The organism is Halovulum sp. GXIMD14793, from assembly GCF_054457435.1.
Map to the genome: position 1 here is coordinate 17,211 of NZ_JBTLNE010000046.1, position 12,781 is coordinate 29,991.

The 12,781-nt window shown below is 58.8% G+C and carries 14 protein-coding genes; 11 read left to right on the plus strand and 3 right to left on the minus strand.

Going from position 1 to position 12,781, the window contains the following annotated elements; translation table 11 throughout:
• Nucleotides 1-114: 114 nt before the first annotated feature.
• Nucleotides 115-1,575 carry a GspE/PulE family protein gene (locus ACW9UQ_RS13465; RefSeq protein ID WP_458931537.1) on the minus strand — a complete coding sequence of 487 codons (1,461 nt, stop codon included), beginning with the start codon at nucleotides 1,573-1,575 and terminating at the stop codon, nucleotides 115-117.
• 76 nt (nucleotides 1,576-1,651) lie between these two features.
• Here ACW9UQ_RS13465 and ACW9UQ_RS13470 point away from each other — a divergent pair, with 76 nt between their 5' ends.
• Genes ACW9UQ_RS13470 through ACW9UQ_RS13505 form a run of 8 tightly spaced genes read left to right on the plus strand, consistent with a single transcriptional unit; the run spans nucleotide 1,652 to nucleotide 8,224 of the window.
• Entirely contained in the window at nucleotides 1,652-2,689 is a 1,038-nt protein-coding gene (locus ACW9UQ_RS13470; protein ID WP_458931538.1) for a PilN domain-containing protein, read from the plus strand.
• Entirely contained in the window at nucleotides 2,686-3,249 is a 564-nt protein-coding gene (gene gspM / locus ACW9UQ_RS13475) for a type II secretion system protein GspM (protein WP_458931539.1), read from the plus strand. Before ACW9UQ_RS13470 ends, gspM begins: the two co-directional genes overlap by 4 nt.
• A complete protein-coding gene (locus ACW9UQ_RS13480) occupies nucleotides 3,246-3,767 on the plus strand; it encodes a hypothetical protein (RefSeq protein ID WP_458931540.1) in 522 nt (173 codons plus the stop codon). The genes gspM and ACW9UQ_RS13480 overlap by 4 nt, the downstream gene beginning before the upstream one ends.
• Nucleotides 3,764-5,755, plus strand: coding sequence for a type II secretion system secretin GspD (gene gspD / locus ACW9UQ_RS13485; RefSeq protein WP_458931541.1), 1,992 nt, complete (start codon nucleotides 3,764-3,766; stop codon nucleotides 5,753-5,755). The genes ACW9UQ_RS13480 and gspD overlap by 4 nt, the downstream gene beginning before the upstream one ends.
• Complete coding sequence (locus tag ACW9UQ_RS13490; protein ID WP_458931542.1) at nucleotides 5,727-6,977, plus strand: type II secretion system F family protein; 1,251 nt, start codon at nucleotides 5,727-5,729, stop codon at nucleotides 6,975-6,977. The genes gspD and ACW9UQ_RS13490 overlap by 29 nt, the downstream gene beginning before the upstream one ends.
• Nucleotides 6,964-7,314: a pilus assembly FimT family protein gene (locus tag ACW9UQ_RS13495; protein ID WP_458931543.1), complete on the plus strand. Its 351-nt coding sequence runs from the start codon at nucleotides 6,964-6,966 to the stop codon at nucleotides 7,312-7,314. Before ACW9UQ_RS13490 ends, ACW9UQ_RS13495 begins: the two co-directional genes overlap by 14 nt.
• Nucleotides 7,311-7,664 (plus strand): type IV pilus modification PilV family protein, encoded by a 354-nt coding sequence (locus ACW9UQ_RS13500; protein WP_458931544.1) that lies wholly within the window; start codon nucleotides 7,311-7,313, stop codon nucleotides 7,662-7,664. Before ACW9UQ_RS13495 ends, ACW9UQ_RS13500 begins: the two co-directional genes overlap by 4 nt.
• Complete coding sequence (locus tag ACW9UQ_RS13505; RefSeq protein WP_458931545.1) at nucleotides 7,661-8,224, plus strand: hypothetical protein; 564 nt, start codon at nucleotides 7,661-7,663, stop codon at nucleotides 8,222-8,224. The genes ACW9UQ_RS13500 and ACW9UQ_RS13505 overlap by 4 nt, the downstream gene beginning before the upstream one ends.
• Before the next feature lie 51 nt (nucleotides 8,225-8,275).
• Here ACW9UQ_RS13505 and gspG read toward each other — a convergent pair whose 3' ends face one another.
• A complete protein-coding gene (gene gspG / locus ACW9UQ_RS13510) occupies nucleotides 8,276-8,716 on the minus strand; it encodes a type II secretion system major pseudopilin GspG (protein WP_458931546.1) in 441 nt (146 codons plus the stop codon).
• 2 nt (nucleotides 8,717-8,718) lie between these two features.
• A complete protein-coding gene (locus ACW9UQ_RS13515) occupies nucleotides 8,719-9,273 on the minus strand; it encodes a prepilin peptidase (RefSeq protein ID WP_458931547.1) in 555 nt (184 codons plus the stop codon).
• Between ACW9UQ_RS13515 and ACW9UQ_RS13520 the strand changes: the two genes are divergently transcribed.
• From ACW9UQ_RS13520 to ACW9UQ_RS13530, 3 genes are all read left to right on the plus strand, one after another.
• Nucleotides 9,256-9,972: a hypothetical protein gene (locus ACW9UQ_RS13520; protein ID WP_458931548.1), complete on the plus strand. Its 717-nt coding sequence runs from the start codon at nucleotides 9,256-9,258 to the stop codon at nucleotides 9,970-9,972. The two genes, ACW9UQ_RS13515 and ACW9UQ_RS13520, sit on opposite strands and share 18 nt — an antisense overlap.
• Nucleotides 9,973-10,148: 176 nt before the next feature.
• Nucleotides 10,149-10,994 carry a DUF6531 domain-containing protein gene (locus ACW9UQ_RS13525; RefSeq protein WP_458931549.1) on the plus strand — a complete coding sequence of 282 codons (846 nt, stop codon included), beginning with the start codon at nucleotides 10,149-10,151 and terminating at the stop codon, nucleotides 10,992-10,994.
• Nucleotides 10,995-11,246: 252 nt separating this feature from the next.
• A complete protein-coding gene (locus ACW9UQ_RS13530; RefSeq protein ID WP_458931550.1) occupies nucleotides 11,247-12,671 on the plus strand; it encodes a hypothetical protein in 1,425 nt (474 codons plus the stop codon).
• The last annotated feature ends 110 nt before the right edge of the window (nucleotides 12,672-12,781 follow it).

Here is a 12,781-nt window from a genome sequence, read left to right on the forward strand (position 1 = left end):
ACCAAGAAACTCATAGCTAGCTCTCCAGCCGCACTGCGATCACTAGATCTCGGTCCGCTTGAGCCAGCCATGCCTTTGAAGGGGGTACATGGGACTTGGATCGGATGCGACAGGTCAACACAGCTTGCCTTTGCCATCTTCAAGCAACAGCAGCTCTGAGACCACCTTTCGGCCCACAGCGCCGGTCTGGCGGCAGGTGGGGCAGCCGGTGCCGCCGCAATCGGGGCAGGGGGTGCGTTGCAGGCGTTGGGACAGGACGCCCCGAAGGGTTTCATTGATCAGATATTGCGGCACGCCAAGGTCGCGCAGGCGGGCGATGGCGCCTTCGGCAGTGTTGGTGTGGACCGTTGACAGGACGAGGCGGCCCATCAGGGCGGCGCGGACGGCGTTCTCGGCCGTCTCGGCGTCGCGGATTTCGCCGATCATGACGACGTCCGGATCCTGACGCAGGATGGCGCGCAGGGCGGCGGCGAAGGTCATGTCGATCTCGGGCCTGACCTGCACCTGGTTGATGCCGGTCAGGTTGTATTCGATGGGATCCTCAATGGTGATGATCTTGCGATGATCGGTGTTGATGCGCGAGAGCGCGGTATAAAGCGTTGTGGTCTTGCCGCTGCCGGTCGGACCGGAGACCAGAAAGATGCCGTTGGGCTGGTGGATCATTGCCTCAAGCTGCGCGATTCGCTCAGGCGGGAAGCCCAGCGTGGCCCAATCCAGCACCAGCCGCGATTGGTCAAGGATACGGATCACGACGCTTTCGCCGAATTGCGTCGGCAGGGTGGACAGGCGCAGGTCGATATTGCGACCCCGGACGGTGATCCGGGCGCGGCCATCCTGCGGGCGGCGGTGTTCGGCGATGTTGAGATCAGCCATGACCTTCAGCCGCGATGTGGCGGCGCGGCGATCGGCCTCGGACAGGTGCCGCAGGGGTTCCAGCGCGCCGTCGATGCGCAGGCGGATAACGGCAGAGGCTTCCAGCGCCTCAAGATGCAGGTCCGAGGCGCCCAGATCGACGGCCTGGGTCAGAAGGTCCGTCACCAGCTTGATGACCGGACCGTCATTGGCCAGCGCCTGCAGCCGTTCGACATCGCTGTCGACGGCCTCAGCCGGGGTGGTTTCGGGCTGAGCGGTAAGTTGGCGGATCGCCTCAGCAACTGTGGCAGAGGTGGCGACGGCGGGCCGGATATCCTCGCCCAGATGAAAGGCAAGGCTGCGCAGCCCGTCAATATCCCGCGGATTGGCGGTTGCCACCAGCAGGACACCGTCGCGGCGGGCCACCGGGATCAGTTGGGCGCGGGTCAGGTAAACGGCTGTCAGGCTGTCCGGGGGATCGAAAGCAGGATCAACATCGGCTGCAGTCACAACAGGCATGTCCAGCCAGTCGGCGAGGATAAGGGCGAGCTTCTCCTCGGTGATCAGGCCCAGCTCGACAAGGGTGCGTTCCAGTCGCGTTCCCGACCGTGTGGCGGCGGCGGTTGCCCGGGCGATTTGCTCTTCCGTCAGGCTGCTGCCAAGGGCGGCGATCAGTCCCGCGTCCGAACCTGCCTGTGACCTGAGTGTGGCGATCGTGCTCATTCAACCCTGTTATGCCCTTCAGGCTGTCATTTTCAACGCCAGCGTATTAGGATATGCGGCAAAAGAGAACAGGCTCGTGAATTGGGTGGGGCCTGGGGGCGGCAAGGCGTTGAAAGACAGGATTTTACAGGGCTGGAGCTGGTTTTCCCGCGAGGTGGCAGGGATGCTGCCGCAATGGGTGCGCAGTGTATTTCTGGGCCTGTCCAAGGCGATGCCGCTGCATTTTCACCAAGATGCCGAGAATATATTCGTTGCCAGACGCGCAGTGCTGGCACCGCGTGACCTGTTGCACAAGCCGATCACGGCGCAGGCGCGGGACAATCAGGTTGTCGATGTGATCTATCCGCAGGAGCATTGCCTTGATCGCGATGTTCGGCTGCCGGGCGCGAAAGGCGCTGCGATCGGCAAGATGCTGGCGCTGGATACCCTGCGCGCAACGCCTTTTAAGGAAAACGATATTTACTGGAGTTTTCGGGCTGACGACACCGGTCATGTGACCCAATGGATCGCCCGGCGCGATGATATATCCGCCTTGCGCACGCGTCTGGCTGGGCTTGGCCTGACGGTGTGCAAAGTACTGGTTGAGGGCAATGAACTGGGCAAACCGCTGGCCGATTTCGGTAGGGAAATTGCCGCCCGGACCCGGATCTGGCGTGTGCTGAATGCCGTGTGCCTGCTGGTGCTGCTTGGTCTTTGCGCCTATCGCCTGATCACCCCGGCCTGGCAGGATCAGCAGACGATGGCCGCGCTTGACCGGGAATTGACTGATCTTCGGGCCCAGACCGTTGCCTTGCGGCAGGAGGCAGACAGCCTGCGCCAGGATCTGGCGGCACGCGATGCGCTGGTCAAAATGGTCACAGAACAGGTGCCGCTGGTCCATGCCCTAAGAGAGGCAACCGTTGCCATGCCTGATCAGGTCTGGGTCAATGATCTGACCTACCGGCCGCCGCAGCTGCAACTCAACGGCTCGGTCAGCGGGTCGGCGGCGGAACTGGTGTTGTCCTTGTCTGAGGGAAACCGGCTGCGTAATCCAAGGCTGAACGGGGCTGTCTCGCGGGGGCAGGACCTTCGCGAGCGTTTTGATCTGATTGCCGAGATCGGAGACGCAAAATGACCTTCGCTCGGCGTGTGGCATCCCGTCTTGCAGCCTTGGGCATTCTTGGCCTGATGGCGGGTGCGCTTTGGCTGTTCGCGTTACAACCGATCTGGGCAAGGGTGGAGGCGATTTCCCTGGACCTTGAACGTAAGCAGGACCAGAAACGGCGGCTGGAAGCCTCGCGCATGATGCTGGAAAAAGAGATCGCGGATCTGCAAAGCGGGGATGTCGCGGATTTCGTCTGGAGTGCGGAACAATCCGGCGCACTGACCGCGGCCATCCAGGCACAGGTTGGTGAGATAGCCGCCCGCCATGGGATCCAGCTGCGCTCCATCACGCCAACGGGAACGCGGGAGTTGCCATCGGCGACCGGCACCAGACTTCGGGTCGAAGGCGAGGCCAGTCTTGATGCGCTGTCGATGTTTTTGCAGGAACTGGAATTCCATCAGCCGGTGCTGATGGTGGAACAGGCCATCCTGCGGCGACTAAACCGTCCGGGGCGGCTGATCGAGCAACCCCTTCTGTTCATGCAAATCGAACTGGTCGCGCCCAGCAGAGTTCTGGGAGATGCGGGATGACCCGGCTGGCGCCAATCCTGGGGTCGATTTTTCTGATCCTCGTGACAGGCATAGTTGCAGAATGGGTCATGACCATGAAAGCTGCGCCGCCGCGGATCATGCCTGCCTCTGCGGTGGTGAGTGACGCACCGCAGACACCGCAATCGCAGGCAGCCATTGCGACGGCGCGTCCCGCCTCATACTATTCAGCGATTACGGAACGCCCGCTATTTGAAGTGACACGGCGCCCGGTCCGGCCCGATGCTCCGCCCCCGGAGCCCAAGCCGGAACCTGTGGCTGTTCCTGAACCGGAGCCGGAGCCAAAACCGGTATTTCCGGATGTAGCCCTGATGGGTGTATTGATGACCGGAGACACCCCGCGCGCCCTTTTGGGATTGCCGGGTCAAGACGCAAACTGGATGAGGCAGGGCCAGGAAATGGCCGGTTGGACCGTGACAAAGATCGCGGCTGATCACGTGGAATTCAAAAACCAGGAAGAAGTGGTCTTGCTAGACCTCTACAAGAAGCGAGCAGAATGATGAAACTTCTTAAGGGATTTGCGGCGCTGGCCATTGGCCTTACGCTACTGGGCTGCGTTGAGGAAACCGATGGGGTTCCAAAGCTTCTGGCCAATCAGCGCGCGGGCGCGCGTGCAGGCGGTGGATCAGCCTTTGAGGTATTCCAGTCGCAACTGAATTCGCCGGTCAGCCAGCGGACGCGGCTGGGCAATGATCAATTTCTGGGCCAGACCACAAGCCGTGGCAATCTGTTCGATGTCTCGGACGAAGGGCAGATCAGTCTTAATCTGGTGAACGTTCCGATCGAAGAGGCCGCGCGTGCGGTGCTTGGTGAGGCGCTGAAAAAGAACTATACCATCAAACCTGGCGTTCAGGGGGCGGTCAGCCTGCAAACAACGCGCCCGATGAGCGAGAAAGTCCTGCTGGAGACCTTTCAGACCATTCTGGAACTGAACGGCGCGACCCTGCGCAGCAATTCCAGCGGCGTGATCTCGATCGAGCCGATGTCCGGTGGGACCCGGCGGGTCACGCTGCAGGGGGATCGTGGCATCGGCGCGCGGGTTGTCGCGGTGCCGCTGCAATATGTGGGCACAACCGAGATGACCCGGCTGATCGGGCCTATCGCTGGGGACAGCGTTCAGACCCAGGCCATTCCCAGCCGCAACATCCTGTTGCTGTCGGGCAAACGTGATGACGTCAATGCAGCGATTGAGGCCGTGAACCTGTTCGATGTGGATGTCCTGCAGGGCAAATCGGTCGGGCTTTACAGGCTGCGAGCCGCAGAGCCGGCGGCGGTGATTGAGGAATTGCAGTTCATCTTTGAAAGCGGTGAAGGCGGGAACCTGCAAAATGTGGTGACCTTTGTCCCCTCGGAACGGCTTGGGGCCATTCTGGTGATCTCGTCCCGGTCGCGGTATCTGCCGGAAGCAGAAAAGTGGATCAAGGAACTGGACCGTACTGCTGGCGGGGCACGCCGCCGTCCGGTGGTGTATAATCTGGAGAACCGCTCGGCCGAGGATCTGGCCCCTATCCTGTCAGAAATGATTGACGAAGTTGTCCCGGCTGAGGGGCAGACGGCCTCGGTCGGGAGTCGCCCGCGGGTCATTGCGGATGACACAAAAAATGCCGTCGTGGTCTGGGGCAATGACAGCGAGCAGGACAGCTTTGCCCGGTTGATCCGCTCACTTGATACCGTGCCCGTACAGGTGCTGCTGGAAGCCACCATCGCCGAGGTTTCGTTGAATGACGAGCTTGATCTGGGGCTGCGCTGGTTCTTCCAGCGGGGGAATTTCCGCGGCACGTTTTCGGATGCGTCCAATGGCTCAACCGGGGCCAGTTTTCCCGGCTTGTCCTTTGTTTTTCAGGGGGCCTCTGCTGGTGTGACCCTGAATGCGCTGTCATCGGTGACCAACGTGAATGTGGTCTCCTCGCCATCCATCATGGTTCTGGACAATCAGGAAGCGACCCTGCAGATCGGTGATGAGGTTCCCATCGCCACCAAGCAGGTCGTCGATACGGGCAATGTCAACGCGCCGGTGGTCAATACTATTTCATTCCGCAATACCGGGATCATTCTGAAGGTGAAGCCGCGGGTTTCCTCGACAGGCCGGGTCGTTCTGGATATCGAGCAGGAGGTCAGCAGCGTTGCCAAAACCACGACATCAGGCATCGACAGCCCGACGATTTCACAGCGCAAGGTGACAACCTCCGTCGTGATCAGCGATGGCGAGACGCTTGCCCTTGGCGGGTTGATTGAGGAAAGCAAGGGCACGGTGGTATCCAAGGTCCCGGTTGCGGGGGATATCCCTGTGGTCGGCAACCTGTTTAAGCGCAAAGAGGACAAGCAGGCCAAGACGGAACTGCTGATCCTGATCACGCCGCGTGTGGTGCGCAACGGGTCCGAAGCGCAGGCGATCACTGACGAGTTGCGCCGCCGCATTCCGGGGGCGAACAACACCATACGCAATGGGACGGGACAGGTTGGCGACGGTCACCGCCTGCTGCGCTGAACCTATGCCAAGCTTTCGCTACCTCGGTCTGACACCAGAGGGAGAGAAAGTGCGTGGTGTGGTCGATGCCGCAGACCGTGTCGCTGCACTTGACCGGATCGCTGCGCGAGGCCTGATGCCGATTGATCTGTCCGAAGGGGCCGGGCATGAGGGGCATTGGTGGGACCGAGAAATAAACCTGTTCGGTAAGCCGAAGATCAGCCAACGACATCTGATCGACTTTTTCGGTGCCTTTGCCATTCTTGCAGAGGCACGTGTGCCGTTAAGTGATGCGCTGCGGTTTAGCCGCGCGCAGGTTCAGGACCGCGCGCTGGTGCGTCTTATCCAGAATATGGAACGACGGATCGCTGACGGGACCTCGCTGGCCGCGGCCATGCAGGAAAAGGGGGATGTTTTCCCCGAACGGGTCCGGACCCTGATTGCTGTCGGCGAGGCGTCGAACACCTTAGACACTGCGGCGCGCCGGGCTGTGGATATGCTGATGTCCGAGGCGCAGATCGGGGCCGAGTTACGCTCTGCCCTGATTTATCCGGTTATTCTGCTGGTCATGGCATCGCTGGTTATGGCGCTGGTGATGTTCCATCTGGTGCCGACATTGTTGCCGGTATTTGCCTCGACCGGGGCGGCGGCGCCTGCAACTCTTCAGATCATGGATGCGGTGCGCAAGGCGCTGACGGGCAACTGGGTGATCGTGCTGGCTTGTCTGGCGTTGCTGTTCTTTTTGCTACGGCTGTTCAGCGCGCAATTTGCAGCCTTTGGCCAGCGCCTCGTGGCCCTGATCCCCTGGCTGCGCAGCTACCGGCAGGAACGCGAGACCCTGCGCTTTGCGCGAACATTCGGCCTGATGCTGGAAAGCGGTGCGACGGTGACACAGGCGTTGAAGGCCACCGCAACGGCAATGCCGACGCAGGATTACAGTGCATTGCTATCAGAAACCCGCACGCAGGTCGAGGCGGGGGGCAAGCTGGCAGATACGCTTGGCACCTCGCCCCTGATCCATCCGCTTGTGCAGGGTCTGTTACGGGTTGGTGAACAGACCGACCGGCTGGCTGATGTCCTGTCCACCGCATCTGCCGCATTGTCGAAATCGACCGAGCGTCGCATGCAGACAGCATTGCGCCTGCTGACCCCAGCGCTGACCCTGATCATCGGTCTGGTGGTCGGGGGCATGGTCTTTTCGGTGATCAGCGCCATTCTGGATCTGAATGATGTCGCGCTCTGACGGGTTTACCATCCTTGAGGCGATGGTGTCCCTGGCAATTCTTGCCATGATCATGGGCATATCCATCTCGGCCTATCGGCGCGGCAATCCGGGGCTGGAGTACCGCGCGGCAGTCGGCGAGGTTATCGCGGCTGCCCACGAGGCCCGCAGGCGCGCGATCCGAACCGGAACGGTCGTATCGTTTCGCGCGGCGGCTGAGCCATGCGACGATCCGGCCGACCTGATCTTCTATCCAGATGGCTCTGTGCAGCAGATGGAATTTTGCGTCCTTCTCAATAACCGCCGCAGCACGTTCCGCGCCACCGGCCTGACGGGTGCGGTGGAGTTTGTCGAATGAACCGAAAGGCGGGGTATTCGCTGTTTGAGGTGCTGGTCGCCTTTGCCATCATGGCAATGGTGCTGACGGTGCTTTTGCCGCGTCAGACCCTTTTGCTGCAACGGTCCGTCGGCCTGCAGGATCGGGCCATGGCGCGGGAGTTGGCCTTGTCTGATCTGGCCCGTCTGGGAACTGAACTGCCCTTGCAGCCCGGCCCTCAGGATGTGGGCTATGGCGAATGGACCCTTCGCCGGAATATCTCAGCCCGCGAGCAAATCGGCGACAAAGACGCATTTGACATCAAGCTGGAGGTTTTGGACGCAGGCGATCGCATCCTGACAGAGCTGAGCGTTATCAAGGTTGCCCGATGACACCGCGGTCTGGCTTGTCAGTTCTGGAATTGCTGATTGCGCTGGCAGTGCTGGCCCTGATCGCCGTCGGCCTGTCCGGGGCAATGGGCTTGGGCATACAGGTCTGGGATCGCAGCCGGGCACTGCAGGACACCGAGACGCCGGTTATTCTGCGCCAAAGGTTGCGCGGCTGGATCGAACAGGCCAGCCCGCCATCGCGGCTGACCAGTTTTGCAACCGCGTTCAAGGGCGGGGCGGACACGCTGTCCTTTGTGACATTCGCGGAAACGCCTTTTGCACCGGATGCCGCCGCGCTGCGGGTGCAGGTGGGGCAAACGGACGGTCAGATCGTGCTTAGTTATCAAGAGCTGGACGATGACGGGGTGGTACTGGCGCTTCACAGCTTTCCGATGGTGCAGGCGGATGAGATGCGGCTTGGATACTATGATGCTGATGACGCCGAACGCGGGTGGCAGGCAGATTGGACTGCGACGCATAAGTTGCCCGATCTGATCCGGATCGAGGCTGGCCCGCAGCCGCGCACCGACTGGCCGGTTCTGATCATCGAGACACTACTCTGATTCAGGAACGGGTAAATCAGGGCCGCTTTGTCTTGAAACGCAGTCAGATGTTCATGACCGCAGATCCGCATCCTCGCCCGAACCGCCCCTCGCGCCGTCCGCGCCAAGAGACTGGACAGAAAACCCGGTTCCGTTTCCGGGCGGTACATAGATGTAATCGCGCCCCCACGGGTCTGTCAGGGCTTCCTCCGAGGCGATGTAAGGTCCCGCCCAGGCCGGATCGGCTGCCGGGGCCGAGGTCAAAGCACCGAGCCCCTCTGCCTCTGTCGGATAGCGCCCCATATCGATGTAATAAAGCTGAACAGCTTCGGACAGGGCATCAATCTGCAAACCGGCGGTCTCAGACTTGGCCCGGCCCAGATATCCAATGACGCGCGGCCCCACGACAGCCGCTATCAGCACGAGGATGGACAGAACCACAAGGATTTCCAGAAGGGTGGCGCCGGCCTGCCGAGACCAACGGGCATGCAAGGGTTTGCGGTTTCTCTTCATGCTTAAATCCCCAATGGTCCGAACAGCCAGACGACCCAGGCAAAGAAACAAAGGAATGGACCAAAAGCAATGGGGGAATCGCGCGCGTTGCGATGCATCAGCAAGATAAAGCCGATCCCAGATAGGGCCGCCCCCAGAACCACACTGGCCGGTGCCGAGGGACCCAGCCAGATGCCAATGCCGACCATCAGTTTCGCATCCCCCAGCCCCAGGCCCTCAACGCCCCTGAAACGATGATAACCCCAGGCAAGTGCAGCAAACGCGCCGCCCCAGACCAGCCCACCAAGCAGATGCGCCAGCACGGACCCGCCCAGAACGGCGATCACGACCAGACCCGTCAGGATCAGCAAGGCGGAGACCACATCCGGGATCTCATAGCAGTCCAGATCAACCAGGCTAATCCAGATCAGCAGAACCGCAAGCCCTGTTGAGACAAGCAGACCCGCCGCTGGTGGCGGTGCCAGAAAAAGCAGCGCACCATAGACAAATATGTGAAGGACCAGCTTGGCCAATTCCCTGCGGGCGGGTAAAATGCGGTCATGGGAACCTTGGCTCATCTGCACCCCTCCCGCGGGTTTGCGCTGATCACGGTGCTGGTCTCTCTGGCAACGATTACGCTTTTGTTCGCCGCTGCCAGCACCCTGACACTGACCCGACTGCAAGACAACGCCATCCTGCGTGATCTGAGCCTGCATGAGGTCCGAACCAAGACGATCGCCGCTGTAGCAATGACGCATTATGCTTCAGAGGATGCCGATCTTACCGCACCGTTTTCGGTGCAAATGGAAGGGGAAATCTGGGAGGTGCGCTTGCAGGATGTCTCGGGCCTCGTTGATCTCAACACTGCGTCTCCAGCATTGTTGAAGGTCGTCATCGGGTCCCTTGGCTTGACTCCCAAGGAAACTGAGGCGGCGTTAACCCATCTGCGGACCTGGCGCAGGGAAGGCCACCGCTTGTTGCGGATCAGCGATGCGGCTCGTATCATGAAACTTGATCATCTGCAGGCGCAGAACCTTAGGATGATCGCAACCGTTTTCTCAGGCTCAACAGGTTTCGCCCCCGAAATAGCCCCCCAATCTCTGCTGGAAAGCGTCGCAGGCAGCGGCGCAAGTCGGCGCGATGTTCCCGAGGCATTCAGAAGCCCGGCCCGCAACGCGAATTTCCTGCTGATCATATCGTCAGGGGCATCGGCCAGAACAACCTCCTTTGTTGTGAACAGAGGGCAAGAATCCTGGCGGATACTGGGTATGCAATGACCCAAGCGGATAGTTTTATGTAGCCCAACCATTTCAAAGAATTGATTTTTTTCAGGTCTCAAAACTTTCTCTTGTCAGAAAATCAATCCTGTTGTTAGGCTGCCTAGAGCTTATGTGTTTATGATTGTTTATTCGTTGCCAGACCAAAAGTAACCTTTTTCTCTCAGGGGTTTGACATGTCTCTTTATCGCTTCTTTTTGATCTGTCTTTTTTGGGGATTGGCGAGCATTCCCGGCGCAAGTCAGGCGCAAACAGGCTCCGGACCTGAGATACCAGGTGGACCCTATTACAGTTGGACTATTCTTTTTACCGGTAACCAATATCCACATGACGATCCGGTCGAAGGGTGTTTCTGGCACCAAAGACACTATAATGGCACTCTAGAAGAAGCAATTAAAGTAAACGACGCAAAGTATATCTGCCTATACACCAGCGGCGAGTCGATCGACATCAACAAAAAATGTGCCAGCAACTATGCTTGGCCGGGTACCGCTTGGTGGGGATGGGCGAACGCACCTGCAGATGAAAGTCTCGGCGGACTATGTGTTGGCGAAGATGATCTAGTCGGATGCACAAGCTCGTCTCCAAATACTGGTGCAGGTGGCGATGGATCGATTGCGGGCAATCCAATTGCGACAGCAACCGGCACAAAAATTGAGCGTAATCTAGATTGGTCATCACCCATCGACGCCCGTTTCAAGTTCTCTAGAACATATCGTGGCGACTTCACCATGGCCAACTCACCGATTACTCGGTCGCACAGCCTGGGCTGGGCGTCGAACTGGGAGTTGATGGTTACAGGTACGGTCGGGAAAGACTACATTGTGCATCGCAATGATGCGATGCGATACAAATTTATCGGTGATGGCGCGACCACGCCGAAATTTGGCGGTCATCACTTCTCTCTCCAGACGGACGTCGCATCAGAAAATGGTCGGCATGTCGTTGGTACAGCAGGTGGTAGAACAGAGTATTACTCGACAACAGCAACCGGCGAGAAATCACTTTCCGAGATACGTTGACCGGATGGATACAAAGTGATTGTTAGTCGGGATGCTCAGAACAGGATATCAGAGATTTCTGACAACAAGGGACAGCTGGCACGCTATACTTGGGATGATACTCTGAATACAGAAAATGTTGTTTCTGTTGTTACCCGAATTGAAGTTGATACGAGCTATGATGGTGCGAGCTTTGCCCCCGATGTTTTGATTGATTATGAATACCAGACAGATTCAGTTCGTAAGCAATGGCTCATACTAACCGAAGCTTCCTTGGGAACGCCCGCCCAAACCTCGGAAAAGATTTGGGTCTACAGTTATGACCCAACCGGAACGTCGAGTTTTCCAAAACTGATTGGTATCAGCGACGGTCGGTTGGATGGAAATGGCGTGCCCTTTGACTATGCCACTTTTGCCTGGGATGGTGCGAAGGCAATACGATCTGAGCACTTTGGGGGCGCTGAGCGTACCTCACTTTCCTATACCTCTGACACGACAACCCAAATCACCAATTCACTTGGCAAGCAAAGCGTAGTCACATTTGAAGAAGTCGAAGGTCGAAAACGACCAATTAGCGTGGAAGGTATCGCGACGCCGAATTGCCTTGGGACCACAAAATCAATCGACTACACACCGAACGATGCACAAGCCCCTCAGGGCATGGTGTATTCCCGGACGCATCGCAACGGCACTGTGACGACCTATGAGCGGGATGCGCGGGGTCTAATCGAAAAGATGACCGAGGATGCAGGCGGCGCGGACGAGCGGGTCACGACCTACACCTGGCACGCCACCCTGCGCCTGCCGCTGACCCGCGAAACCTCGCAAATGCGCGAGACCTTCACCTATGACGCCGACGGTACGATGCTGACCTACACGCAGGAGGATATCCTGAACGGCAGTCCGGATTTTGGCGAGCAGCGCACGACGACTTACTCCTACACCACCAATGCGGCCGGTCTGAAACTGCTGCAAAGCGTTGATGGTCCGGGTTTGGCTGCAGATGGCGTGATCGACATCACGACCTATACCTATGACGCCCAAGGACACCTGCAGAAGGTCACCGATCCGGTGGGCAACTTCACCGAAATCCTCGCCCGCGATGCTTTTGGAAACCCATCGCAGGTTCTGGACCAGCGCGGCCATCAATGGAACTTTACCTATGATGTGCGCGGCCGAATGACGAATATGCTATTTAGGCCAGGTGTCCACGATTGGGAGTGGAGATATGCCTACGATGCTGCGGGCAACATGATCTCGATGACCAACCCGCGCAATTTCGTCTGGACCTATGAATATGACGGGGCCAACCGTCTGATCTCGACCACGGATCCGTTACAGCACAAGGCGAGCTATACCAATGACGCCATGGGCAACGTGACCCAAACGACCTATGCGGAAGGTCAGACAACGACCTTTATGGAAAGCAGCGTTTTTGACGAACTGGGGCGGCTGACATCCACCCTTGGCGGCGCAGGTCAGATCCATAGCTTTGCCTATGATCTTGAGGATAACCTGACCACGGCAACCGATCCGGCCAATAATAACTTTATCAATCTCTATGATAGGCTGAACCGTCTGCGCGGGACCGTCGATCAGGCGTCGCACCAGACCGACCTAACACTGGATGACGCCGGCCAGACCACCGCTCATACGGACCCGCGGGCCATCACCACCAGCTTTACCTATAAGGCCTAGATGGCCCGAAGCTGCATATTTGGGCTTTTGGTGGAACAAAAGGCGTACAAAGCCCGACTCATGAACGCTGCAGATACATCGCAACGTTATCGGCTGGAAACTTGAAGCCT